The sequence below is a fragment of the Bacteroidota bacterium genome, assembly GCA_030017895.1.
In the GTDB taxonomy this organism is placed as follows: Bacteria; Bacteroidota; Ignavibacteria; order UBA10030; family BY39; genus JASEGV01.
This window is the reverse complement of sequence record JASEGV010000004.1, coordinates 55,957-80,716: the sequence shown is the minus strand read 5'-3', so window position 1 is coordinate 80,716 and position 24,760 is coordinate 55,957. Positions and strand designations below refer to the sequence as shown.

26 protein-coding genes and 1 riboswitch are annotated in these 24,760 nt (G+C 38.3%); of the genes, 18 read left to right on the top strand and 8 right to left on the bottom strand.

The genetic code is table 11. The features are described from left to right. A partial coding sequence (locus QME58_01845; GenBank protein MDI6802572.1) for a hypothetical protein occupies window positions 1-443 on the bottom strand: 443 nt, incomplete at its 3' end. A 23-nt stretch (window positions 444-466) separates the two neighbouring features. Beyond that, entirely contained in the window at window positions 467-1,585 is a 1,119-nt protein-coding gene (gene bshA / locus QME58_01840; protein ID MDI6802571.1) for an N-acetyl-alpha-D-glucosaminyl L-malate synthase BshA, read from the bottom strand. A 143-nt stretch (window positions 1,586-1,728) separates the two neighbouring features. Here bshA and QME58_01835 point away from each other — a divergent pair, with 143 nt between their 5' ends. The 15 genes from QME58_01835 to QME58_01765 all read left to right on the top strand — a co-directional run bounded on the left by QME58_01835 (window position 1,729) and on the right by QME58_01765 (window position 17,601). Then, window positions 1,729-1,941 (top strand): hypothetical protein, encoded by a 213-nt coding sequence (locus QME58_01835; protein MDI6802570.1) that lies wholly within the window; start codon window positions 1,729-1,731, stop codon window positions 1,939-1,941. Then, complete coding sequence (locus QME58_01830; protein ID MDI6802569.1) at window positions 1,904-3,517, top strand: Rne/Rng family ribonuclease; 1,614 nt, start codon at window positions 1,904-1,906, stop codon at window positions 3,515-3,517. The genes QME58_01835 and QME58_01830 overlap by 38 nt, the downstream gene beginning before the upstream one ends. Window positions 3,518-3,526: 9 nt before the next feature. Beyond that, entirely contained in the window at window positions 3,527-4,171 is a 645-nt protein-coding gene (fsa, locus tag QME58_01825) for a fructose-6-phosphate aldolase (protein MDI6802568.1), read from the top strand. A gap of 2 nt (window positions 4,172-4,173) precedes the next feature. Beyond that, on the top strand, window positions 4,174-5,259 hold the full coding sequence (gene gcvT / locus QME58_01820; GenBank protein ID MDI6802567.1) for a glycine cleavage system aminomethyltransferase GcvT: 1,086 nt from the start codon (window positions 4,174-4,176) through the stop codon (window positions 5,257-5,259). Window positions 5,260-5,262: 3 nt separating this feature from the next. Next, the gene (locus QME58_01815; protein ID MDI6802566.1) at window positions 5,263-6,069 is read left to right on the top strand and encodes a 2-phosphosulfolactate phosphatase; all 807 of its coding nucleotides are present in this window, start codon (window positions 5,263-5,265) and stop codon (window positions 6,067-6,069) included. Between the two features lie 8 nt (window positions 6,070-6,077). Continuing rightward, window positions 6,078-8,501 (top strand): DNA translocase FtsK 4TM domain-containing protein, encoded by a 2,424-nt coding sequence (locus QME58_01810; protein MDI6802565.1) that lies wholly within the window; start codon window positions 6,078-6,080, stop codon window positions 8,499-8,501. Continuing rightward, complete coding sequence (lolA, locus tag QME58_01805) at window positions 8,498-9,133, top strand: outer membrane lipoprotein chaperone LolA (GenBank protein ID MDI6802564.1); 636 nt, start codon at window positions 8,498-8,500, stop codon at window positions 9,131-9,133. Before QME58_01810 ends, lolA begins: the two co-directional genes overlap by 4 nt. A gap of 8 nt (window positions 9,134-9,141) precedes the next feature. Beyond that, window positions 9,142-10,176, top strand: a complete 1,035-nt coding sequence (locus QME58_01800) for a lysylphosphatidylglycerol synthase transmembrane domain-containing protein (protein ID MDI6802563.1) — start codon at window positions 9,142-9,144, stop codon at window positions 10,174-10,176. Window positions 10,177-10,331: 155 nt separating this feature from the next. Further along, window positions 10,332-11,150 carry an undecaprenyl-diphosphate phosphatase gene (locus tag QME58_01795; GenBank protein MDI6802562.1) on the top strand — a complete coding sequence of 273 codons (819 nt, stop codon included), beginning with the start codon at window positions 10,332-10,334 and terminating at the stop codon, window positions 11,148-11,150. Window positions 11,151-11,182: 32 nt separating this feature from the next. Further along, window positions 11,183-11,791: a peptidylprolyl isomerase gene (locus tag QME58_01790; protein MDI6802561.1), complete on the top strand. Its 609-nt coding sequence runs from the start codon at window positions 11,183-11,185 to the stop codon at window positions 11,789-11,791. Window positions 11,792-11,802: 11 nt separating this feature from the next. Next, complete coding sequence (locus tag QME58_01785; protein MDI6802560.1) at window positions 11,803-13,188, top strand: amino acid permease; 1,386 nt, start codon at window positions 11,803-11,805, stop codon at window positions 13,186-13,188. Beyond that, window positions 13,181-14,203: a DNA polymerase III subunit delta gene (gene holA, locus QME58_01780; protein MDI6802559.1), complete on the top strand. Its 1,023-nt coding sequence runs from the start codon at window positions 13,181-13,183 to the stop codon at window positions 14,201-14,203. The genes QME58_01785 and holA overlap by 8 nt, the downstream gene beginning before the upstream one ends. 211 nt (window positions 14,204-14,414) lie before the next feature. After that, the gene (locus QME58_01775; GenBank protein MDI6802558.1) at window positions 14,415-15,062 is read left to right on the top strand and encodes an SPOR domain-containing protein; all 648 of its coding nucleotides are present in this window, start codon (window positions 14,415-14,417) and stop codon (window positions 15,060-15,062) included. Window positions 15,063-15,334: 272 nt separating this feature from the next. After that, entirely contained in the window at window positions 15,335-15,760 is a 426-nt protein-coding gene (locus tag QME58_01770) for a hypothetical protein (GenBank protein MDI6802557.1), read from the top strand. Window positions 15,761-15,855: 95 nt separating this feature from the next. Then, window positions 15,856-17,601 (top strand): FG-GAP-like repeat-containing protein, encoded by a 1,746-nt coding sequence (locus QME58_01765; protein ID MDI6802556.1) that lies wholly within the window; start codon window positions 15,856-15,858, stop codon window positions 17,599-17,601. On the opposite strand, the gene QME58_01760 is transcribed toward QME58_01765, so the two are convergent. Together QME58_01760 and QME58_01755 are read right to left on the bottom strand one after the other, a co-directional pair. Next, window positions 17,602-17,898: a hypothetical protein gene (locus tag QME58_01760; protein ID MDI6802555.1), complete on the bottom strand. Its 297-nt coding sequence runs from the start codon at window positions 17,896-17,898 to the stop codon at window positions 17,602-17,604. 15 nt (window positions 17,899-17,913) lie between these two features. Then, entirely contained in the window at window positions 17,914-19,332 is a 1,419-nt protein-coding gene (locus tag QME58_01755; GenBank protein MDI6802554.1) for an undecaprenyl-phosphate glucose phosphotransferase, read from the bottom strand. Between the two features lie 599 nt (window positions 19,333-19,931). Here QME58_01755 and QME58_01750 point away from each other — a divergent pair. Further along, window positions 19,932-20,375, top strand: a complete 444-nt coding sequence (locus QME58_01750) for a hypothetical protein (GenBank protein ID MDI6802553.1) — start codon at window positions 19,932-19,934, stop codon at window positions 20,373-20,375. On the opposite strand, the gene QME58_01745 is transcribed toward QME58_01750, so the two are convergent. The 4 genes from QME58_01745 to QME58_01730 are packed head-to-tail and all read right to left on the bottom strand — an operon-like array spanning window position 20,367 to window position 21,529. Continuing rightward, complete coding sequence (locus QME58_01745; protein MDI6802552.1) at window positions 20,367-20,666, bottom strand: hypothetical protein; 300 nt, start codon at window positions 20,664-20,666, stop codon at window positions 20,367-20,369. The genes QME58_01750 and QME58_01745 overlap by 9 nt on opposite strands. A gap of 1 nt (window position 20,667) precedes the next feature. Next, window positions 20,668-20,820 carry a hypothetical protein gene (locus QME58_01740; GenBank protein ID MDI6802551.1) on the bottom strand — a complete coding sequence of 51 codons (153 nt, stop codon included), beginning with the start codon at window positions 20,818-20,820 and terminating at the stop codon, window positions 20,668-20,670. Beyond that, window positions 20,817-21,074: a hypothetical protein gene (locus tag QME58_01735; GenBank protein MDI6802550.1), complete on the bottom strand. Its 258-nt coding sequence runs from the start codon at window positions 21,072-21,074 to the stop codon at window positions 20,817-20,819. Before QME58_01735 ends, QME58_01740 begins: the two co-directional genes overlap by 4 nt. Window positions 21,075-21,106: 32 nt before the next feature. Next, window positions 21,107-21,529 (bottom strand): hypothetical protein, encoded by a 423-nt coding sequence (locus QME58_01730; protein MDI6802549.1) that lies wholly within the window; start codon window positions 21,527-21,529, stop codon window positions 21,107-21,109. 59 nt (window positions 21,530-21,588) lie between these two features. Between QME58_01730 and QME58_01725 the strand changes: the two genes are divergently transcribed. Together QME58_01725 and QME58_01720 are read left to right on the top strand one after the other, a co-directional pair. Continuing rightward, the gene (locus QME58_01725) at window positions 21,589-21,864 is read left to right on the top strand and encodes a DUF1670 domain-containing protein (GenBank protein MDI6802548.1); all 276 of its coding nucleotides are present in this window, start codon (window positions 21,589-21,591) and stop codon (window positions 21,862-21,864) included. 156 nt (window positions 21,865-22,020) lie between these two features. Beyond that, a riboswitch (TPP riboswitch) is annotated at window positions 22,021-22,128 on the top strand. A gap of 82 nt (window positions 22,129-22,210) precedes the next feature. After that, on the top strand, window positions 22,211-24,727 hold the full coding sequence (locus tag QME58_01720; GenBank protein ID MDI6802547.1) for a TonB-dependent receptor: 2,517 nt from the start codon (window positions 22,211-22,213) through the stop codon (window positions 24,725-24,727). The last annotated feature ends 33 nt before the right edge of the window (window positions 24,728-24,760 follow it).

Genomic DNA, 24,760 nt, shown 5'->3' with positions numbered 1-24,760 from the left:
TTTGATTTAATTTCGACTAAAGCCGACTCGGTAAATTTCTCACCTATCCTCTCATACCTGCCGTTCGATACGAATATAAACGAGCGCTTCTTTCCTTCTACAATCGGAGGTGCATCGAAAACCAAATCGACATAACTGCCCGGATTCAATACCGCTGTATTGTTGTCAGCATCGAGCAATAAATCCGTTACATTGCCATTATGAGAATGCTCTGCTAATGTTAAATTGCATTCATAAGTTGTGTATGGTAATTCCAACTGATTGCTCAACTCTGTCCAATCGACACGTACGCTTTGCTGCCAATTAATATCGACTTGAACCGTTCCGTCCTTCGAGCCGCTATTTTCAACCGGTATCCAGACAAACGATGGATTGCGGCGCAAATAATTGCAAACCCGCTGCGGATTAAAAAGTCGGGTAATATCGAAACAAAATCTTTCCAAGTTTCCATAAGTTTTCCAATAAGTTATTTTGATAAAATTTCGTTGTAATAATTTTCGTACTCATTGACTATTTTATTTTCGTTAAAAAGATTTACTGCCCGTTCGCGTGCAGCATTTGCAAACGATATATGCTTTGGTTCATTCGTTAAAAGATCAATACCGTATTTAGCCATGCGATGTATGTCCCCGATTTCAGCGATGAATCCTGTTTCGCCGTGTAACTGCAATTCAGGTAAACCACCTACGCTCGAAGATATCACCGGGACCCCGCATGCCATCGCTTCGAGAGCTGCCAACCCAAAACTTTCCGATTGGCTTGGTATTAAAAATAAATCTGAAATTGATAAAATAGGAACAACCTCGCTCTGTTTCCCTAAGAACTTTACATTATCGCATATCCCTATTTCTCTGCATAAAGCTTCGCAAGCCGAACGTTCAGGTCCATCGCCCACTAAAATCAGTTTCGATTTTATTTGTTTCGATATTTCAAAAAATATTTTTATAACATCCGGGACACGCTTCACGGATCTGAAATTGGATGTATGAGTGATAATTTTTTCACCGTTCGGAGCAATCGATTGTTTTAGACCATCATCAGAGGCACGATAATACTTTTCAGGATTTATAAAATTATAAATTACGCGGATGTCTTTTTCGATTTGAAAATTTGTGATAGTTTTATCTTTTAAAAATCTCGAAACAGCAGTCACCCCGTCGCTCTGTTCAATTACAAATTTCATTATGTGTAAGAAACTCGGTTCCAAACCGACCAGCGTGATATCGGTTCCGTGTAAAGTAGTAATTATCTTCAGTTTTTGACCGATAATTTGTTTTGCCAAAAAGGCGCTAATTGTGTGAGGGATTGCGTAGTGGACGTGCAGTATATCTAACTTTTCGAATTTTGCAACCTCCACCATTTTGCTGGCCAGTGCCGGCGTGTAAAGGGGAAATTCAAAAAGGGGATAACTAGTCATCTCCACTTCGTGGTAAAATATATTATTTAAAAAACCATCTAATCGCATTGGCATAGCGTAGCTTATAAAATGGACTTGATGACCTCTCAATGCGAGAGCTTTCCCGAGTTCAGTAGCAACCACACCACTACCACCGTATGTTGGATAACAGGTTATACCGATTTTCATTATAATTCTCTTTTATTGTTATGAAAGTAAACAGAAAAAGTAAAAATTACAAATTTGATTGCCGGTTCTTTTGCAATCTACATATAAATTTTGTAATTTAAGTCGCATTCAAATCAAACTACTTATAAAATATTAAGTAAAGTATGGAAAAATTAATAGCAGCAGGATACTTGATAACGATGATGATGTTAGCAATCAAAGTTTGTGATCCGTTTCGGGCATTCCGGATGGATATATCAAATTCGTTTCTCGCCCTTGCCCCGGCTCAGACCCGGTGGCTGCGCTGCATATATAAATCAAAGGAACGAGTAAAAATTAATGAAAAAAGAGATATTTATCAATGCAACCTCAAATGAAATCAGGATTGCAATTACGGAAGATGGGCGTTTAGCCGAACTTTACGTCGAAACATCAGAAAAAGAGAGGATGGTTGGCGACATTTACTTAGGGAAAGTCGCCAGAGTTATGCCCGGTATCAAAGCCGCATTCATAGATATTGGGATGAGACAGGACGCCTTCTTGCACTTCTCAGATATTGTCAGCACTATTGATGAGTATTCCGCTATGATTGGCGATGAAGACTCCGATTTAGAGACCGATGAAGATATCGGGGATGACGACGATGATATCCCTGGAACTCCTGCAGCCTCCCAGCGAAAGTATCCAGACCAAACAAAGAAGGATACCCGACCAGCCAGAGTTACAGTTCCTCAAATTACGAAAGGACAGGAAATTATAGTTCAGGTTACAAAAGAGCCTTTAGGTAAAAAAGGTGTTCGTGTAACTTCAGAGGTATCTCTTGCCGGGCGATTTTTAGTTCTGCTCCCGTTTAATAACCGCATAGGAGTTTCGAAGAGGCTGAATAGCTTTCGTGAAAAACGCCGTTTGCGCCGTATCGTCCGTTCGATGCTTCCCGAAAATTTTGGAGCTATAATCAGAACCGTGGCGGATAATATTGATGAAGAGCTGATTAAAGAAGACCTTGCCGAATTACTTAAAAAATGGAAAGAGATCGAACAATCAGTTAAGACTGAAAAACCACCATCACTCGTGTTTAAAGATATATCCACTACATCAAGTGTATTTCGCGACTTGTTCAGCGAAGATGTTGAGCGTGTTATAGTAGATTCAAAAAAGTTGCATAAAGAAATCCGGTTATATGTGAAATGGGTTGCACCGCATATGCTGGAAAAAATAGAATTCTATAAAGAACGAGAACCAATCTTCGATGCTTTCGGAGTCGAAAAAGAAATTGCAACCTGTTTAAGCAGAAAGGTCTGGCTGAAGAGTGGCGGCTATGTTATAATTGAGCAGACCGAAGCTATGGTCGTTATTGATGTGAACAGCGGAAGGTATGCAGCCAAGAAGGAACAAGAAATGAATTCGTTGAAAACGAATCTCGAAGGCGCTCGCGAGGTTACACGGCAATTACGTCTGCGCGATATTGGCGGGATTATCGTAATAGACTTTATAGATATGGATGATGAGCGAAATAGGAAAAAGGTGTACGATGAACTCAAGAAAGAATTCAGGAGAGACCGTGCGAAAGTAACAGTGTTGCCTTTGACTGAATTCGGCATTGCACAGATTACACGTCAGCGAATCAGGCAGAGTATTTTACAAAGCTTTTCCGAACCCTGCCCAGTCTGCGGAGGTGGCGGTCAAATCCTCTCTAAACCAAGCATAGTCAACCATATCGCTCGGTGGATTCGGCGGTTAAAACACGATAAGCGTGAATATCGTTTAAAACTCTCGGTCCATCCAACTTTAGCTGTATATCTAAAGGAAGGAACTATAAGCAGGTTAACAAAAATGATGCTTCGATTCCGCATTCTAATCAAACTCGCCGAAGATTCTACATTAGCAGTTGATGAGTTTAAATTTTATTCTTTCAAACAAAAACAAGATATTACTGAAAATTATAACGTATAAAGGTATGTAATGAAAATTTTTATCGACACTGCAAACATTAGTGAAATAAAAGATGCTAACTCGATGGGGCTGATTGACGGCGTTACAACAAATCCCAGTTTGATTGCGAAGGAAGGGAAAAATTTTAAAGAACTAATAAAAGAAATTTGTTCGGTAGTAAACGGACCTATCAGCGCCGAAGTAATATCGCTCGAATACAAAGGGATGATGCAAGAGGCGTATGAGCTTGCTAAAATTCACGAGAACATTGTAGTCAAAGTTCCACTAACCAAGGATGGACTGCAAGCTACAAGAAGTTTAAAAGCCGAAGGAATTCGGACAAATGTAACACTCTGTTTTTCGCCGAATCAGGCATTACTCGCTGCTAAAGCTGGTGCCTACTTTGTAAGTCCTTTCGTCGGCAGGCTCGATGATATCAGCACCTCCGGAATGGAATTAATAAGCCAAATCATTACAATTTATAGGAATTATGGATATGATACTCAAGTGTTGGTTGCAAGTGTCCGTCATCCGCTACATGTTGTAGAATCTGCGATGATGGGTGCCGACGCCGCAACAATACCTCATTCAGTTCTAATGCAATTAATAAAGCACCCCCTAACCGATATCGGTATCGAAAGATTTTTAAACGATTGGAAGAAATTGCAAAAATAAATATGAAACGAACATCCTTCTATAAAATTCATAAAGAATTAAACGCCAAGCTTGTACCATTTGCCGGATTCGAAATGCCTGTTCAATATCGGAGTATAATCGACGAAACCTTAGCTGTTCGTAAGTCGGTAGGGGTATTCGATGTTTCTCACATGGGTGAAATTGAAATTTTGGGGAGCGACGCACTCGCTTTTATTCAAAAAGTAACAACAAACGATGCCTCAAAATTAACGCCCGGCAAAGTGCAGTATTCAGCAATGTGTTTCAACGATAGTGGTATTGTTGATGATATGTTGGTATACAATTTTGGAACGCATTATATGCTTGTGGTGAACGCATCTAACAAAGCTAAAGACTTCGATTGGTTGAAGGAAAATTTATTTGGCGATGTTAAACTTGTCGATAGAAGCGATGCGATTGCACTGATTGCTGTGCAAGGACCAAACTCTTTAGTAACACTCCAAAAACTTACCTCTGTAAATCTTTCGGATATGAAATATTATACTTTTGCTACCGGAAAATTGGCAGATGTTGAAATGATTATTTCGCGAACAGGTTATACGGGTGAATTGGGATTCGAATTGTATTTTCCTTCCGACGTTAGCTTATCTGAAAAAGTGTGGAACGCAATATTCGAAGCGGGTAAAGAATTTAACATAGAGCCAATCGGCTTAGCCGCGCGCGATACTCTTCGCCTCGAAATGGGTTTTTGTCTTTACGGCAACGATATCGATCAATCAACCAATCCGCTTGAATCGGGACTCGGTTGGATAACCAAACTCGACAAAGGCAATTTTAACGGACGGGATGTTCTGTTGAAATTAAAATCGGAAGGTGTAAAACGACGATTAGTAGGTTTTGAAGTAGAAGATAAAAAAGCTTTTCCTCGGAAGGGATACGAAATTTTCATAAATGGTAATCCTGTTGGTATTGTAACGAGTGGTACGTTTTCGCCAACGTTGGATGCCGGCATAGGTTTGGGGTTTGTGGATGCAAACAAATCCGAGCCCGGTACTCAAATTAATATTAAAATACGTAACCAAGAGGTAAAAGCTAAAATTGTAAAATTACCCTTCGTAAATAAGTAAATTATGGATAATCCAAAGACAAAAATAACAGCAGAGATATTTTTTACCCCGGCACAAGTTGACGATTTATTTTTGCGTGAAAAAAATGTAGCAGTAGTTGATGTGCTTCGTGCAAGTACAACAATAATCACAGCACTAAGTAACGGTGCGCGTGAAATTATTCCCGTTCCTTCGATAGAAAGCGCCGTGAAAATTTCCGGAAGCTTATTCGGCGATGTTACACTACGCGGTGGCGAACGCCACGCTAAAATGATAGAGGGTTTTAATCTCGGAAATTCACCCGCTGAATATACCGAAGAAACTGTAAAAGGTAAGTCGATAATTTTTTGCACAACTAACGGTTCCCTTGCCATTACAAAGGGACGTTATGCAAAAAATCTCGTGGTTGCGGGATTTGTGAATATTTCGAAGGTTGCCGAATTTCTGGCATCAATAGGGGAAGATTTTTATATTCTCTGTGCAGGTAATCAGAACAATTTCTGTATCGAAGATGTAGTATGTGCCGGAATGATTCTCTCGAAAACTGAACAAATATTAGGTCAAAATTTTGTCATTGGCGATTCGGGTCTCGCAGCTATGTCGCTTTTCAAAACTTACAACAGATCAATTTTAAAAATGATTCGCCAGTCGGACCATGGCAAATATCTTACCGATTTAGGTTTCCGTGAGGACATCAAGATATGTTCTGGTATCGATACTATTCCGGAAGTTCCGATTTTTGCCAACAACGTATTGACCCTGAAACGCGATGACACTAAGAAAACAGAAACAGAAGTTAAACCTAAACAAAAATCTTCGCAAAAAAAATAGCAATTCGTATGGCTGAAACCAGAAGTAGAAAAAACGGGGACAGGAAGAACGGAAAACGACAGAAAGTTGATCGCAAATCACAGATACTTTCCGTCCTGATGATGTTGTTTTCGATTCTATTAGTAATCGGTATCTTAACATACTCAAGGAGCGATGAACAATTTACTGATATTTCTCTGCTTGATCTTTTTAAACTTCCCTTCGACGACATCTTAAAAGAAAAAGCTGCACACGTTACTAACGCTCTGTCGCTCGTTGGGGCATTGATTGCTAACTCATTAATTAACGGCACCATCGGTTATGCCGTAATTATTCTGCCAATACTATTGATGATGTGGGGTTGGATTATTTTAAGAAAAAATGATCCGACGAATGCACTAAAGCTTACGAATTATGCAATCGTAATCGCTATTTTATTTTCAGCTACGATGGGAGTTACCAGTCAGATTTTTGGTACTGTCGAGAAGGAATGGAGCGGACTTGTAGGCGCGTTCATGGGGGATGTGCTAACAAAATTAATCGGAAAAGTTGGTGCAGCCCTCATTGTGCTTACTTCTCTGTTAATAATTTTAGTCCTCGCAGTCGATTTAGATATTTACAAAACTCTGAACAGAATTAAACAGGGTTTCGATCGTATCGCAGGCTGGTTCGTTTCAAAAAAGAACGAACAAAGAGTTGTTGACCTTGACGATGATAAGGACGATGAAGCTGCCGAAACAGAATTTACGATAAAAAAATTCGACGAAGCCCCAATTCAACAAGACGAAAAGTCATTGAAACAGAAACCGGCGAAGCAAATAATTTTCAAAGCTCCTGAAGAAGAAAAAGAAGAAGAAAAAGTTAAACGCGTTATATCTACGGAAAAAAATGTTGAAGAGAATGATGTTGATGAAGTTCAGGTAGAAGAATCAGAATCTATGCCTCCGGAATCTCAAGAAGAGGAAGAGATAGAATATGTTTTCCCATCTGTCGAATTGTTGGATTCGCCTCGCCAAGCCGATGTTGTGAACGACGAAGAACTCCGTGCTAATGCTGAATTGCTGAAATCAAAACTTGCCAACTTCGGAATTGAACTTGAAAGTGTGAGCGTTACACCCGGTCCCGTCATCACACTTTATGAATTAGTACCGGCATCCGGAGTGAAAATCAGTCGCATCGTGAGTCTTGAGAACGATTTAGCGCTTGCACTATCGGCAAAGGGTATTCGCATTATCGCACCGATTCCGGGTAAAGGTACCATTGGTGTTGAAATTCCCAATCATAATCCATCGATTGTGAATATCCGGAGCGTCCTCAACTCAACCAAATTCCGCGAGACAAAAGCTGCATTGCCGCTTGCGATGGGAAAAACAATTTCAGGTGAAGTTTTTGTCGATGACCTTGCTAAAATGCCTCACCTCTTAATTGCCGGGGCTACCGGTTCGGGTAAAAGTATCGGCATTAATTCTATCATCATCAGCTTGCTCTACAAATTACACCCATCGGAAGTAAAGTTTGTAATTATTGACCCTAAAAAAATTGAGTTAACACTTTACAAGAGATTAGTGAATCACTATCTGGCAACTTCATCCGATTTCAGAGACGAGATTATAACGACACCTGAAAATTCAGTTTCAATTTTAAAAAGTGTTGAAGTAGAAATGGAAAAACGTTACAACCGGTTTGCAAATGCGGGCGCCCGTAACATCGCTGAATATAATGACAAGGTTAAATCAGGGAAAATAAAATCAACACCCGAATTCAAACATTTAAAAATGCCTTATATAATAGTTATCATCGACGAGTTAGCCGATTTGATGATTACTGCAGCAAAAGAAATTGAAGAACCGATAACTCGTCTCGCTCAGATGGCACGTGCAGTCGGTATCCACTTGGTTGTTGCAACTCAACGCCCCTCAGTTGATGTTATCACAGGTGTAATAAAAGCCAACTTCCCGGCGCGGATTGCATATCAGGTTGCATCTAAAACAGATTCGCGGACAATACTTGATATGAACGGAGCCGAAGCGCTATTAGGCAGCGGCGATATGCTCTATCTGCCGTCAGGAAGTCCGAAACCTATGCGAATTCAAAACGTTTATGTAACAACCGATGAAGTTGAAGCAATAATGAATCATATAGCAAAGCAAAAAGGATATACCCGCCTGTTTAAGCTTCCCTCTGTTTTAGAGAAGCGGAAAAACGGATACAGTGGCAGAGCTTCGGAAAGAGACGAACTTTTTGAAGAAGCTGCTCACTTAGTTGTTCGTCATCAACAAGCTTCTGTTTCTTTGATTCAACGACGGCAAAAAGTGGGATACTCACGCGCCGCCCGTATTGTTGACGAATTAGAAGCCGCAGGTATTGTCGGACCATACGACGGCAGCAAAGCCCGTCAAGTATTAATCGAAACCGAAGAAACTTTGAGAGAAATCCTGAGGAACACGGAATGAAGAAAAAACTATATCTGATCTTCTCAGCTGTTTTAGTCTTGCATCTATCTATGGACGCTCAAGACGCAAGTAAAATCCTGAAGAAGGTAGAAAAAAAATATGAATCAATTAAAGACTTAACAGCAGCCTTTACACAAAATGTTATTTTTGGTGTATCAAAAATGGAGCAGAACTTCGAAGGTACTTTGAAAATGAAAAAGGGGAATAAGTACAGAATAGAGCTTGAACAACAAACGATTGTAACAGATGGAAAAACTGTGTGGTCGTATTACCATATTAACAATCAAGTAATGGTCAACAATTACAAAGAAGACCCGAAATCGTTTTCTCCCGACCGTGTACTCGTTAATGTTCCTAAAAATTATAATACAGTTCTTCTCGGTGAAGAAATTTTATTCGGCAAGAAAAATGCAATTATAAAACTCACACCGAAGGACGAAAAGTCGTTAACCAAAACGATGAAAGTATGGATCGATTTGGATACTAACTTAATGCGGCAGATTGAAATTACAGATGTAAGCGATAACTTTACTAAATACATAGTGAACAGCATCAAAATAAACACAAATATACCGGATAACGAGTTTAAATTCGATGTACCGAAAAATGTTGAAACAATCGACCTCCGCTGATCAGCCCGATGAATTCCAAGTTTAAATCGTTTATAAAATATTCGCTGAGTATAATTTTTACATTCGGATTTCTATATTTTGCATTTCGTGGAACCGATTTTGGAAAACTCTACGAAATTCTATTAGGTGCAAATTACTGGTGGGCACTTGCGATGTTTCCGATTCTTTTATTAAGTCATGCGATTCGTGCCTGGCGCTGGCGCTATCTGCTCGCTCCTGTTAAAAAAAATATGAAGTTCCAAAATCTGTTTTCGTCGCTGATAATCGGTTATATGATGAACAACATTCTTCCGCGTGCTGGCGAACTTGTGCGTCCCTACGCAATCAGTAAATCAGAAAATATATCGCGTAGTGCGGCTTTTGCCACTGTTGTAGTCGAGAGAATTTTTGATATCATTTCTTTTCTCTTCTTGATTGCTTTGATACCTGCTGTTTACTCGGGACCGTTAACAGAAACTTTCCCATGGCTTGAAAAAACCGGTATGTGGCTCACTGGTGCAAGTTTTTTATTCCTCGGTGTTTTCATTTTTCTAATGATTCGGCGTGATATCGTGATGCGTATTTTACAATTTCTAACCCGCCGCCTCTCCGAAAAGAAAGCCAAATTAGTCGATCATATTGTACATTCGTTCTTGGATGGATTTTTATTCTTTAAAGAACGGAAAAATTATTTTGTTATTTTTGTTACAAGTATTCTTGTGTGGGGACTTTATATCCTGATGATGTATGTTGTTTTTAATGCTTTCAGGTTAATCGAAAACAATAATCTCGATTTAGCAGCAGCATTGGTTGTGCAGGCGATTTCAAGTATCGGTATTCTTATCCCGACACCTGGAGCAATCGGTCCTTACCATTATTTTACTATCCAAACACTGACGAAACTCTATGGAGTAGAATATACTGTCGCAGCGAGCTATGCTACTGTTACTCACGCTGTCGGATTTATCGGTATTACTTTATTGGGGATAGTTTATTTTTTGAAGGATCGACTCAGAGTTTCTGAGATCATGAAGGAAAAACTTGAACAGAATTCAAACAGTTAAGTTTAACGACAATTAACAATGAGCGTGTTGCCAAATACCAGAAAAGAGTCATTGCGAGATACGTAGCGGCGAAGTCTGACCGCCGCTTTGCTTCGGCAGGCTTCGCTACGCTGGCAAAGACAATTCGGCAACAAGTTCAACATATCGGAGATTACTTGAGTTTATTAGATGCAGTTTTGTTAGGAATAATTCAAGGGCTTACAGAATTCCTTCCTATTAGTAGTTCGGGCCATCTTGTTTTGGGTCAAGAACTTTTAAATATCGTTCATCAAAGTGATATTACCTTTGAGGTTTTTGTTCATTTCGGGACTTTATTAAGTGTTGTTTTTATGTTTTGGAAAGATATCAAATTATTATTTCTTTCTATTTTCGAGTTTGTTAAGAATCCAACAAAATTGAAATTACTTTTTAAAACTAATGAACATTTTAAAATAGCAATCTTTATTGTAATCGGCTCAATACCGGCAGCTATCGTCGGAATAATGTTTGAAAATGAAATTGGGGTTTTATTCAATGATCCCAAATTTGTCTCGGTAATGCTGCTACTTACAGGGTTGATTTTATTTTTAACAAAATTTTCGAATCCAAAAGAAGGTTCTTCAGTAGGTTTCGTTTCGGCAATAATCATCGGAATTGCCCAAGCTATTGCAATCATTCCCGGTATTTCGCGTTCCGGTATAACTATCAGCAGTGCTTTATTTGCTGGTATTTCACGTGAGAATGCTGCAAAATTTTCTTTTTTAATGTCTCTTCCTGTAATTTTTGGCGCTTCAATTCTCAAAGCCAACGAAGTTATGCAATCATCAATCAGTCACCAACAATTGCTGATATATTTTGTTGGAACTGTTATTGCGGCAATTTCGGGATATGCTTCAATCAGAGTTGTTCTCGGTTTATTAAAAAAGAAAAGATTCAGTTGGTTCTCGTATTATTGTTTTATTGTTGGAATATTAGGTATTTTATTTATAGGATAAATAATTTATTATCAAATTAAGAAAGGATAATTATGAAATCATTAACTCATGTTCTAATCTCATTATTAATTTTAACAATCGGATTTGGACAAGAAAAAACTAAGAAGGGAAAAGCTATGGAACAAAAACCGGCATCAAATCCTGTAGTTGTTATGGAAACGACTATGGGTACAATCGAAATCGAAATGTTTGTTAAAGAAACCCCAAAGACAGTCGAAAATTTTATCGGACTTGCCCGGAAGGGATATTACAACGGAATAATATTTCACCGCGTGATAGATAACTTTATGATTCAAGGTGGCGACCCGACAGGAACAGGCCGCGGCGGCGAAAGTATCTGGGGTAAAAAATTTGAAGACGAGTTCAACCCGAAACTCAAGCACGATGGTGCCGGAATTCTCTCGATGGCGAATGCAGGTCCAAATACAAACGGCAGCCAATTTTTTATTACATTGGTTCCAACACCACACCTTGACGGAAAGCATACCGTTTTTGGAAAAGTGATAAGTGGTTTGGATGTTGTAAAAGCAATAGGTAAAGTTAAAACAATAAAACCTTCCGATAAACCTGAAAAAGATGTAGTAATGAAAAAAGTTTTCGTTAAAGGCGAAGAACCAAAAGAAACCGAAAAGAAAAAATAAATAATTCATAGATGTTATCTCCCGAAAAATCGGAATTAAAGCGCGGGCTGAATTTATTCGACGCTACGATGTTAGTCGTAGGTTCAATGATTGGTTCGGGAATTTTTATAGCTCCATCTTTGATAGCCGGGTATGTTCAAACGCCCGGCTTAATTATTTTGATTTGGGTAGTAGGCGGTTTGCTCACTGTTTTTGGGAGTTTGAGTTATGCCGAACTTGCTGCTGCGATGCCGCGCACCGGCGGTCAATACGTTTTCCTTCGCGAAGCATACAGTCCGTTGTGGGGATTTCTTTATGGTTGGACGTTATTTCTTGTAATTCAAACCGGATTTATTGCAGCCGTTGCGGTTGCCTTCGCAAAGTATTTAGGTGTTTTCATTCCTTCGTTATCAGAAAGCAACGTCGTTTTTTCATTCCAAAATTTTACGATTAATTCAGCACAAATTATTGCTATTATCAGTATTGTATTGCTCTCGGTTATAAATATTTTTGGTGTTAAGTTAGGGGCAGCGGTTCAAAATATTTTCACAGTCTCGAAAGTAGCTGCACTTGCTTCGCTGATTGGTGTAAGTTTTATAGTCGGTAATGGTTCGCTTTCTAATTTTACACCGGTGTTAACTCCAATCATTCCTGAAGCTCTCGGATTAAGTCTCTTTGCAGCAATCGCCGTGGCAATGTCGAAGGCGCTATTTGCTTACGATGCGTGGAACTCCGTTACATTCACAGCCGAAGAAATCAAACACCCTGAAAAAAATCTCCCGCGTGCTTTGGTCATTGGAACTGCAGCGACAGCAATAATCTATACACTCACCACAATGGCTTATATTTATATCGTTCCGGTTGAGCAAATGGCAACAGTTGCCGATAACCGAATTGCAGCCGAAGTTGCTCAAATAGTTTTTGGTCCCGCCGGATTAGTTTTTATTACTGCTGCAATTTTAATTTCTACTTTCGGTTGTAACAACGGGTTGATACTCGCAGGTCCGCGTGTTTATTACGCAATGGCTAACGACAAATTGTTTTTTGAAAAAGTAAAAACAGTTCATACAAAATTTAAAACACCGGCAGTTTCGCTTGTTTATCAATGTGTCTGGGCTTGTTTGCTTACTTTAACGGGAACATACAGCGACCTGCTCACTTATACCGCTTTTGCATCGCTCCTTTTTGGTGTGCTTACGATTGTGGGATTGTTCGTCTTGCGGAAAAAATTACCCGGTTTAAACCGTCCCTACAAAACGTGGAGCTATCCTGTTGTTCCGGCGCTCTATGTGCTGGGAGCTCTCTTTTTTATCGTATTTATTTTTATCGGTGATTTACGAAATTCAGGTTTAGGGCTGGCGATTATAATTGCCGGAATCCCTGCTTATTTTTATTTAAAAAGTAGAAATAATGGCTAAAGATAAATCGGACACAGCTTCAATACAGGATCTGGAAGCTTCTATCAGTCAAAAAAAATATTTCTCACTTTATTACTTTTTTGGTGATGAGGATTTCTTGATCGACCAATTTATAAAACAAATTATCCGAGAGAGTGTTGACGAATCGGTTAAAGGTTTCAATGTCGATGTTGTGGATGGAAATAATATTGAAGTAAAAAATTTACTTGGCATTGCTTCAGCTTATCCGATGATTTCCGAAAAAAGAGTAGTGGTTGTTAAAGAGTTCAATAAGCTTTTGACAAGTGAAAATAACAAAACTTTACTCGGGCGTTATCTCGAAAATCCTTCGGAATCTACAATACTCCTGATGGTTGGCTCAAAATTAGATAACCGCACTACGATTGCAAAATCAATTAAAAGTAAAGGGATGGTTGTCGAATTTAAACCGTTGTACGATAATCAAATTGCTGGATGGATCAAAAACCATATTAAAAATTTTGGGAAGAAAATAACCGACGAAGCTGCACAATTGATTGCCGAATGCACAGGCAATTCGATGCGCGAGATACACAATGAATTGGAGAAGCTTACGATTTATGTAGATTCAAAAAAGATGATAGATGAAGATGATGTTAATTCGGTAGTGGGAGTTTCGAAAGCGTTTAATGTTTTCTCGCTGCAAAAAGCTATCGGCGAAAAGGATATTTCCAAATCGGTTACTATAATTGAGAACATGCTTAACAACGGAGAATCGGCACTCGGAACTATCGTAATGCTTTGCAAGTATTTTCAGAAGCTTTGGATTATCAGAGGTTCAGATTTAAAAAGTGAATTCGACATCGTGAGCCGCTTGAAGATTAATCAGTTCTTTGTAAAAGAGTACCTTAATGCTGCGAGGAATTACTCGATTGCCAATATCGAGCAGGCGTTTGTTACACTTGTTGAAACTGACGAATCGTTGAAATCATCTTCCATCGACGAGAAGCTCGCAATGACTTTGTTGATTTATAATATCATCGGAAAACGAGACTGATGATTTCGGGAACTTTTCAATGGTGTCGGACGAAGAACTAATCGCCTTATTCCAGGATGGAAACCCTGAAGCGTTCGACGTTATTGTAAGCAAATTTAAAAATCCGCTGATGAATTTAGCAAAAACTCAACCTTTTCAAAACTAATATTACCATTTTATAAATTATTTTATTACATTGAAATGAAATTAATAACAATATTGAAGGTGCAAAATGCCAAATTTAAATATCCCGGAAGAACAAAAACGTAATATGCGTCAGCAACCATTATCGCCATTTAAGCGACAAGCAATGGCGGGCGGAGGTTCAAAAATGCTTCCAATTATGGTTATTTTTAGTCTCATTATTTTAGTGGGTGTTGTTATCTACGCACTTAACCAGTATGGTTATATACATTTATGGGGCGAAAAACCAACGAAGGTAATTGTAATTCCTGAACAACAAGAAGAGATAACCGAACCGGCGACAGAACTCTCACCGACCGATACTATAGAAGAAGAAACGACCCAGCAAACTAAAGCGGAATCAGTCCCCAAAATTGAAGCACCTGTTACTAAGCAACCGGTACCCACACCCGAACCTGCAAAACAACCTGTAAAAAAAGAAGCTGAACAAAAAGTACACAAAGAAACAGGGAGTGGAAGTTATTCGATCGTGGTTGCTTCGTTCAGAGAAAAATCGAATGCAGAAAAAAATGTAAAGCGTTGGACTGATGCCGGGTACGAAGCAATGATAACAGAAAAAGATAAATGGTATCGTGTAAGTGTCGGGCGGTATGAAACAAAACAGGATGCAATGAAAGCAGCAGCCAAACTCGCAGATGCTTTGGAAGCAGGTTATTGGATTGAGCAAGTGAAGTAAGCTAAAGTGTTTAAAATACTTGACAATAGTTTGAAACATTTTATATTAGGTAGGGTTTTATGATTACATACATACATACATACATACATACATACATACATACATACATGTAAATGTAAATAACGACTTATCCCCAATTAGTATCGCAAAATTAATTGGGGATTTTGATTTTAATAGAATTGGATTTTATTATCATGCAAGGTCGCCCCCCGGTTAACCAGGTAATTCAAAAAATTAATTAACGAATGTTAAACAAAAATAGTGGAGAATTAATGAAAAATATAATGATATTAATAGGATTACTATTAATTAGTCTATCATTTGCATTTTCACAAGAGCCAAACGCTATACAGCCAATTCCGCCTGATGACGGAGATCCAGATGTACCTCGTGCTTATGTACTTTATATTACGTGTACAGACAAGCCACCGGTGGCTTATTGCAAAGATTTCATCAGTGTAGTCGCATATACTACAATTAATGGTACAACTCATAGTAGGGATGGAAGGGCATGGATAAGAGAACCTGGTCAATATTACGGTATATTAGATATGGTTGGTATGCCTACACACGATCCCGCTGGGAACCGTCTAAACTATACTATAATGGTTACCGTTCCATGCGGCAGTCAAACAGTTAAACCTGCTCCGACAGGTTGGGTGCCAGTTGAACTTACGGCAACAGCAATACCGTGTTAGTTAAAAAGTATAATGATGAGGTGGCTTTTAAACCACCTCATTAATGTACGATAAATTATAAACTTATCAGCTTTTGCTGAAAGGAATATTGTAACATGAATAAATTATTTATTTCGGTAATTCTTATTTTTATCACCTCACAAAATATTTATACACAATATTTACCTGAGCCAAAATTAAAACAAAACTTTCCTATTGAATTAGAAAAGAGTAATTACGGATTTCTGCCTTCGGCTCAGTTCTATGATTTAGATAACGATGGATATTTAGAGATAATCCTATCGAGCGGCAATTATATTCATATAATTCGTAGGAATGGTGAAAATTTTCCTGGCTGGCCTAAATACCTGCCGTATTCAAATGTTACAGGACCAGCGATTGGTGATATTGATGGTGATGGCTATAAAGAAATTATTGCAGTATCTAGTACTCGTAATCCTGGTTTTGGTGGGGTATATGTATGGCGGACTAATGGCGACGACATGCCTGGATTTCCTGTAACTTTTCAAGACCCTGAAAGTGGCAGCCCGGTTGGTCCTACAATTTATGATATAAATAAAGATGGGAAATTAGAAATTTTTTTTAGAAGATGGTACAAAGTATATGGTTTAGATTGGCGTGGAAAAGTATTGCCTGGATGGCCCCAAACTATTCCAAATGGTTACTTTGGAATGTCAGTTCCAAAAATTTCAGATGTCGATTTTGATTCAATCCCAGAAATTTTTGTATCGGCTACATATACTGAATGGGTTGACACTACAAGTTATTTTATGATTGTATGTTATCAGCCAGATGGTACAATTAAAGCGGGCTGGCCGTTTATAAGAAAGGATCAGTTTTTGTTTTCAGTTCCCTTGGGAGCAATCAGCCAATTCCAAGGTAACGACTATAAAGTAATTGCTTTTGGAACTTCAATATATCGTAAAATTTATAATTGCTACTTTTATTTATTGAACCCATTAGGTGAAGTAATTAAGGGTTGGCCTAAAGAACTTGAGGATCCTTTATTCGGTCATAATAGTGCGATTTTTTTAAATTACAAAAATCAATCTGCCAAAGGCAGATCAGATGTAGTTATCGCGGGCGGTTTATTTGGATATTTATATGCATGGGAAGAAGATGGAACATCATTACCAATGTTTCCTTTCGAACTGCCGGGGATTAATGGCCCATTCGCTCCAGGAGTTCCCTCAGTGCCTATTCCATATCACGATTTGGAGAATAAAGAATTTGTGCTTTTTACAAATGCCGATATAACGAAAAATGATACAGGTTATGTATTTGCCTCTCGTAGCAATGCAACACAGATGGCATGGTCGCCGCTTAAAGTTAATGGTTTAGCAGCTAGTACTCCGGCATTCGCAGACCTCGAGAACGATGGAACTGTGGAAATGGTTATGGCAACTAAAACTGCAGATCAGATTAATCTATATGTCTGGGAGTTCACAGATATACCGTACGATAAGCAGCGTTTTCCATGGCCTGTTGGCAATGCAAACCGCTGGAACACTGGTGAGTTTGGGTTTGAACCAACCGACACGGTTATTGTGTCGGTTAGAAATGAAAACGGCTTACCAAGCAAAATTAAATTGTATCAAAATTATCCAAATCCTTTTAATGCTTCTACGAAAATAAAATATGATATTGATAGAAATACAAAAGTACGATTGAGTGTGTATAATATTTTGGGTCAGGAAGTTGTCGTGTTAGTAGATTCTGAACAGAGAGCAGGAAGCTACGAAGCGGTTTGGGATGCGCGCAAATATCCTAGTGGAGTCTATTATGTAAAAATGGAAAGTAACAATTATAAATCAGTACAGAAATTAATAATGATAAAATAATCAATGCTGCGGTTTGATTTTTTTTCGCTCCCATTTTATGTACGCATAATAAAAGATCGATTCTAATACGGTGAGTAGTGCCAGCGACATCTGGTCGCGGTCGAACCATACACTCAATCCTTCTTTAGCAAAGAAGAATTTTAAAAATACTGTTGCAACCGACCAGCCGACACCGAAAATCAGAGCCATAAATCCTACAGCGAGAAAAGCTTCACCTTTGCCCGATTCCTGCCAACGCTTCGTAAATATTGCTGATGCTGCTACTAAATGTATATAAAAAACAAAAACTGCCACCATAATTATTTCACCTTTTTAATATGCATCTTTCCCAAATAATACTGCTTTTATTGTTTTAACGATTATCTTAATGTCGAGGACTAACGACCAGTTTTCAATGTAATATAAATCGTATTTAGTTCTATCTTCTATTGATACCTGTCCACGCATCCCGTTTACCTGTGCCCAACCGGTAATTCCTGACTTGAGGAGATGCCGGTCTAAATATTTCGGAACATTATCTTTGAATTGATTTACGAAAAACGGTCGCTCAGGGCGGGGACCGACTACACTCATTTCGCCACGCAGCACATTTATAAACTGAGGTAATTCATCTAAACTTGTTCGTCGCAAAATCTTCCCGATACGTGTAGTCCGTTTATCTTCTTGTGTAGCCCATACCGGTCCGGTTTCTTTTTCGGCATCCACCTGCATTGTCCTAAATTTATAAACATTAAATATTTCTCCGTTCAATCCCATACGTTCTTGTTTGTAAATAACAGATCCTCGTGAACCTGCTTTTATTAAAATGTAAATTATGATCATTACGGGAGAAAAAATTATCAAAACAAAAATGGAAAATAAAAAATCAAAAAAGCGTTTTATAATTCTTCCCCATGTAGTAATAGGTACACCTTTTATTTTTATAAATGGAATACCTTCAATTTCTTTTATATTCATTCTGCTTGTCATCAATCCAATTACGTCGAGGACTAACATCAGCTCAACGTTGATACCATCACTTTCATGCAGAATATTATAGATTTGCTGGTAATCCTGTGAATCAAGTGTGATGAGTGCGACTTCAATTTCATGATTATTGATGGAATGAATCAAATCTTCGATAGTTCCAAGATACTTTCCGTTTGAAATGGCATTATTGCTTTGAGCCGGTGAAGAAGCGAAATATCCCAATAAATTATAACCGTATGTTTTATTGAGGATAAGTTTTTCATAAACCGAATTTGCAGTTTCGTTGTTACCGATGATGACTGCATTGCGGAGTTCTTTTCCCTTGCTTAATAATTTTTTTCGTATTAAATAAATAAATATCCTTCCACCGAAGACAAGCCCAATTGCTGATAGCCAGAGAGCGACTACTACGTAGCGTGAAAAAGAAAACTCCCGATAGAAAAAAGCTAAACCAATTATCAGCAACATTCCAAGAGTAATTGATTTTAGGATTGAAAAAAAATCATCGGATAAAAGATTATTGCGGTGCGGGGCGTACATCTTATTTGAATTTAAAATCATCAACCATATCGGGATGATTATCAGTGAGCTTGTTAGATAGATGTTGAAAGAAGGAATTTCTTCACCAACCCGGAACATTTCAAGAAAATTTGTGTTGAACCGAATCCAAAAAGAAAAAAGAAATGCCAATTCGATTGCAATAATATCGAAGATAACCGAGAGCGCAGGTATTAAAAAATCGCTTTTTTTGTGCTTTATCATTTAAAAATCATCAAAATTCATTGAAAATATATAAAAAAAATGAGTAATTACAAAAGGGGGAAAGATGACTGTAAATCAATCAATAATAAAAATCTAAAAAACAGTAAATATACTTGACAATTTGGCAAAAAAAATTATAATCTTCCTGTTAAGGATACCTTCCTGCTACGCGTCAAATGGAAGTTTCAAAGGAAAATTTAGTTTTAAGTTTTAAATGTTAATTTGATGTAAGTGTGAAGTATATCAGGTCGCGCTAATTATTTTTTCATACTGATTATTTCTTTAATTAGATTAATATAAATAACTGAAGTTACGCAAAAGAGTCATTCTGAACGAAGTGAAGAATCTGAAACCTCAAATTCAGGCTATTTTTAGATGTTTCGCTTCGCTCAACATGACAAAAAGTCAATTCTGCGTAACTTCAGTAAATAAATTAATTCAAAGTTAAATCTTTAAATAATCTTTAGGAGGAGTTATTTTGCTAAATTACTCGTAGATCTTTTTAGTTTCATTAAGTTTAAAATTTTCTGAATTATGTTGGGTCGATAATAAATAATTAACAGGAGCCGTTATGAAAACATCAATATTAATATTTACAATTGCCTTTTCGATTACTCATCTTTGTTCACAGGTTCAATCCCAAACCCACTCCAATGCCGGCAGGAGCGCTGAAAGCAAAAATCGGTATCAGCAAAGCAAAGCGAATTTGGAAGAGGCTTGAAGGTGATGATTTTGTTTACACAAAAGCTCAAAGCACATGGATACTTTTAAAAGGCGGATATAAAAGATTAAGGGAGCTTGCCGGAAAAGAATCCGACCGAGTAACCCTCAACTGGACGGGTTCTATGATGCGGGCTTTAAAGGTAACCAATGTAAACGAGGCGGAAGGCAGCGTCACAATCTCATTCACCGACAACCGAGCGTCAGAGCTTGCGGGGTTTCATCACCGAGGAGCCGGCAGGAATAAGGTTAAACGTATTTTTCTATCATTGTCGGAAGAGGAATTAAACAAACTAACATCCGGCGTAAAATTTTCATTCTAAATGCCACCACCAATATTTTTTAGGACGTTGTTCACCCAAATCTCGATATTCTTGTACACGCTCAAACTCAATCAACACATTGAGTAATTTTGCCCGCACTATTTCGTCAGTTTTTTTTACAATCTCCCACTGTTTTTCTGTAAGTGTGCGTTCCCCGTTTTCAAACGACTCTCGCATATCGAGTGTTTGCCAGTATTCATACCACTCTAGTTTATCTTTTTTAAGCTGCCCGGCAAACAGCTCCCACTCATGGACAGCGTTATTATCGTTTAATCCTGCATAATAAGTCATGTTAAAAATCTCCTAAATAATATTTCAATGTCTCGCTAAGTTTAACTTTCTTCGATAAAAAATCGGGATATTTTTTCGCGTCCCATTTAAAGAATGATTCTATCATTGTCGGAAGAGGAATTGAATAAACTAACATCCGGTGTAAAATTTTCATTCTAAATGCCACCACCATTCTTCAGGCGGCTGGGAGCTGTCGTATTCTAAGTAAATATCCAAAAGGTTTGCCCCGCGAAGCGCGGGGAACAATGCCTTTTTAAATCTCTCGTCCAGATCCTCGATCATAATCTTTGTCGCTTCGTCGTAACTATTCCAGTTAGCCAAAATCTGTGCGCGTGAGTCTACGTAGCCATCGAATTCAAACTCGTCATCTATAGAGTCCGTGAATTCCTTCTTCTCGAGCATCCCCACACAATTCTTCCATATTATAATAGGGTCGTACATTAAAAATCTCCTATAAAATCTTTTAGTTTTCCAAGATTATTAAAAATCGAACGTCTTTTGTTTGTTAAAGTCTGTCTTAGCGCTGTGCGGATAAGACCGTTCTTATCAACATAAACCGTCCACTTAGTTTCTTCATCTCTTATTATGTATCGCTGAATATTTTTTTTCCCTACGGAAAGGTAAACATCGGCGTCAGGTTTACCTAGAATTTCGTTAATTTTTTGTTTATAATCAATTCCATCCGTTACAACCATGTATTTCAGTCTCTTACCGAGGTGCAGCTCTTTGCTTGCCTTGTTTAACCATTTACCTCTGTCGTGTGCTTTGGCAAGCGTAGCCGCCTGCAACTCGTTCACCCCCTTATCCAATAATTTTTGCCTCATCGTATAAAAACCGGTATCGGCGGGTATTGCATCGTTCAATGAGTCAATTACTTTATCTCGTATGTCTTTTTCTATCTTGCGAAAATCTACCCGCGCCGATGCAGCTATTTTTTCGAAATCAACCGACGCACAAAGGGATTATCATCGCCCTGTATGAGCAAGGGATCAGTCCGGCAGATATTGTATTGAAGACAGGACACAGTCAGAGTGCGGTTGATAGGTATCTCAAGCATTATGATCAAGTGAAGAAAATGTTGAAGAAGGGAATGAATGAATCGGCAATTAAAGAAATCACAGGCAGGACGATGAAAGTTGAGAAAGAATATGTTACATTGTACTATAACTTTCATCCGACTGCTAAATATACTCAATAAATAGCAAGTGCCATTTGGCTCTATTGTAGGTAAACTATAATGGTTCAATGAACAAATTTCAATCGAGCCGATTTCTTCGGAGTGGGAAGTCGGTTTTTTTTTGTTAGACTTGAATTACACTATTTGCTTTTGAGCAATTAAGATTTTAAATTACCACCGTACCGTTAGGGGTGCTCGGCAGTCGTTGTTGTTGCTGCCGGCTGAGAATAAACCCTTAAACCTGATCTGGATAATACCAGCGTAGGCAAACGGATGTTTGTAGAATCGCCGTTTTTCTGTCTTTTCTGTATTATCCAAAGCCAGGCAAACGGCGATTTCATTTTTATACAAACAATGGAGATTTAATATGAAGAAGATAATAGCAATAATAATATTTATGACTTTTTATTTTGATGTTTCAGCCGCAACAGGACGCATCAAAGGAACTGTCAGAAATAAAGAAAATAATAAAGATTTATCGGGTGCTTCCGTTATCCTGGAAGGAATAAAAACCGGAACAAGCTCTGATTTCGATGGAAAGTTTGTTCTAGAAAATATTGAGCCGGGTACTTATTCTATAAGTGCAAGTTATCTAGGATTTAAGGTTCAGAAAAAAACTGTTTATGTTAAACCCTCTGAAACAACCAACATCACATTCGAGTTAGAACCTACTATACTTTCAGGGCAGGAAGTAGTAGTTACAGCAACGCGTGCAAAAGAGCGGGAAACTCCGGTGGCTTTCGCTAACCTGACGCGAAAAGAAATCGAATCGAAACATTGGGCTCAGGATGTGCCGATGTTGTTGAACGAACTTCCCAACGTTTATTCCTACTCTGATAACGGGAATGGAATCGGATATTCTTACTTGAAAATTCGTGGGTTTGATCAGCGTAGAATCGGCGTTATGATTAATGGAGTGCCGCTCAACGATGCCGAGTCGCACGAAGTCTTCTGGATCGATCATCCAGACATTTCAGCAAACACAGAAGACATTCAAGTTCAGCGTGGAGTGGGAAATTCGTTATATGGTGCTTCAGCTTTCGGCGGCTCGGTGAATTTGATTACTGCCGGTTTTACACACTTACCTAAAGTTCAATTTGATGCCGGTTATGGAACTTTTAATACGCGCAGGTTTTCCATCTCGGCTAACTCGGGTCTAATCGATAATACATACAATTTATACGGTCGTTTTACCCGTATCGAAACCGATGGTTATCGCAAACCCTCTTGGTCGAAATTATGGTCTTATTTTTTTGGAATAACTCGTTACGATGCGAATATGGTTACAAGAATAAACATCTTTGGCGGACCGGAACAGAGTTACCTTTCGTATCGCGGTGTTATTCGAGATTCTTTGAAGAATTCTGATTCCCGAAGAACTAATCCGTTCCAATATCCTAATGAAATTGATAATTTCTATCAGCCGCATTATCAGTTTATAAACGATTGGCAGATTACTGAAAAAATGCGTCTCGAAAATACATGGTTTGTTTTTCTTGGAGAAGGAAATTATACACAATTTCGTGCGAGGCGTGATGTTCGTGAATACAACATTCCGCGATTCAAAGTTGCTGATTCAACAATGTTGCCGGCTAATTATTACAAGACAGATGCACTTGGTAATCCGGTTCGGGATGCTGTAGGTCTGTTCGAAATACGCCGTCTCGATTTAACTCGAAAGCGATTAGTTGATGATCTCGATTACGGTTGGTTACCTCGTTTTACTTTCAAACACAGCAAAGGAAATATAGTTATTGGTGGCGAGTATCGTTACCATTCGGGGCATCATTTCGGCGAAGTAACTTGGGCGAACCTCTTTCCATCAAATATTTCACCCAACTGGCGTTACTACGATTATGTTGTCCCGAAAACTTCGATTGCGGCTTATGTCCATTCTTTGTATCAATTGTTACCTGAGTTAACTATAATGACCGATTTACAAATTCGCCATCATAACATCAAGTTGAAAAATGAGAAAAGATATTTAGTTGAGTTTGAAAGGAAGTATACATTTGTAACACCTCGTGGCGGTATTAATTATAATTTTACCGATGCTCTGAATGTTTTTGCCAATGTTTCTATGGCAAAACGTGAACCGGCTTTCAAAGATATTTATAACCCGCAAGATTATTGGATAAGCCCAATCAATCTTGCCAAGAATTTTTTAAAGGATGGTGATGTGTATAGGTTTGTTGGGAAGGAACTCAAGCCCGAAAAATTAGTGAATTATGAAATCGGTTCTGGTTATCGAACCGATGATATTAATTTAAAGTTCAATTTATACTTGATGGATTTCCGTGACGAAATTATCCCGACAGGTCAGATCGATGATAATGGCGTTCCAATATCAGGCAATGCCGAACAGTCAGTTCATCGAGGTGTTGAATTAACAGGAAGATTCAAATTATTCGAAGAGTTATATCTTGACGGTAACATATCTTTCAACGACGATCGTTTTATCAAACACTCGGAATATGTTGTAACGGATTGGGCTACAACTCCTCCAACAATCAAAGAAATTATTTACAACAATAAACGTTTAGGCGGATTCCCTACTAATTTAAGTAATCTCCGTCTCACCTATAATTTTGAAAAATTATCACTCCCGCTAAAAGCATCGATCCTTTTGCAGAATGTCGGAAGGATATATTTAGATAATACAGAAAACAAACAGGTAGCGATTTCGCCTTTTACTGTTTTGAATGGCGGCATTGCTTATGAGCTAAAAAATATTTCTGACAACTTTGATATTGAAATTAATTTAATCGGAAATAATTTATTGAATCGCTTATACGAGTCGAGTGGGTACGTTGAGGAAGGAGTTCCGTATTGGATTCCGGCAGCGACCCGAAATGTTTTTTTAACTCTCAAAGTCCAATTTTAATCCGCCTTTATCCCGAATGCTTTTGGAACTTCG

Coding starts and splice junctions, on each gene's coding strand:
- lolA (MDI6802564.1), top strand. CDS start 8,498: ATGAAGAAAAAACTATATCTGATCTTCTCAGCTGTTTTAGTCTTGCAT.
- QME58_01790 (MDI6802561.1), top strand. CDS start 11,183: ATGAAATCATTAACTCATGTTCTAATCTCATTATTAATTTTAACAATC.
- QME58_01740 (MDI6802551.1), bottom strand. CDS start 20,820: ATGAAAATTTTACACCGGATGTTAGTTTATTCAATTCCTCTTCCGACA.
- QME58_01830 (MDI6802569.1), top strand. CDS start 1,904: ATGAAAAAAGAGATATTTATCAATGCAACCTCAAATGAAATCAGGATT.
- QME58_01815 (MDI6802566.1), top strand. CDS start 5,263: ATGGATAATCCAAAGACAAAAATAACAGCAGAGATATTTTTTACCCCG.
- QME58_01765 (MDI6802556.1), top strand. CDS start 15,856: ATGAATAAATTATTTATTTCGGTAATTCTTATTTTTATCACCTCACAA.
- QME58_01720 (MDI6802547.1), top strand. CDS start 22,211: ATGAAGAAGATAATAGCAATAATAATATTTATGACTTTTTATTTTGAT.
- QME58_01745 (MDI6802552.1), bottom strand. CDS start 20,666: ATGACTTATTATGCAGGATTAAACGATAATAACGCTGTCCATGAGTGG.
- QME58_01760 (MDI6802555.1), bottom strand. CDS start 17,898: ATGGTGGCAGTTTTTGTTTTTTATATACATTTAGTAGCAGCATCAGCA.
- QME58_01785 (MDI6802560.1), top strand. CDS start 11,803: ATGTTATCTCCCGAAAAATCGGAATTAAAGCGCGGGCTGAATTTATTC.
- QME58_01810 (MDI6802565.1), top strand. CDS start 6,078: ATGGCTGAAACCAGAAGTAGAAAAAACGGGGACAGGAAGAACGGAAAA.
- QME58_01775 (MDI6802558.1), top strand. CDS start 14,415: ATGCCAAATTTAAATATCCCGGAAGAACAAAAACGTAATATGCGTCAG.
- QME58_01835 (MDI6802570.1), top strand. CDS start 1,729: ATGGAAAAATTAATAGCAGCAGGATACTTGATAACGATGATGATGTTA.
- gcvT (MDI6802567.1), top strand. CDS start 4,174: ATGAAACGAACATCCTTCTATAAAATTCATAAAGAATTAAACGCCAAG.
- QME58_01800 (MDI6802563.1), top strand. CDS start 9,142: ATGAATTCCAAGTTTAAATCGTTTATAAAATATTCGCTGAGTATAATT.
- fsa (MDI6802568.1), top strand. CDS start 3,527: ATGAAAATTTTTATCGACACTGCAAACATTAGTGAAATAAAAGATGCT.
- QME58_01755 (MDI6802554.1), bottom strand. CDS start 19,332: ATGATAAAGCACAAAAAAAGCGATTTTTTAATACCTGCGCTCTCGGTT.
- QME58_01725 (MDI6802548.1), top strand. CDS start 21,589: ATGCAGCTATTTTTTCGAAATCAACCGACGCACAAAGGGATTATCATC.
- bshA (MDI6802571.1), bottom strand. CDS start 1,585: ATGAAAATCGGTATAACCTGTTATCCAACATACGGTGGTAGTGGTGTG.
- QME58_01770 (MDI6802557.1), top strand. CDS start 15,335: ATGAAAAATATAATGATATTAATAGGATTACTATTAATTAGTCTATCA.
- holA (MDI6802559.1), top strand. CDS start 13,181: ATGGCTAAAGATAAATCGGACACAGCTTCAATACAGGATCTGGAAGCT.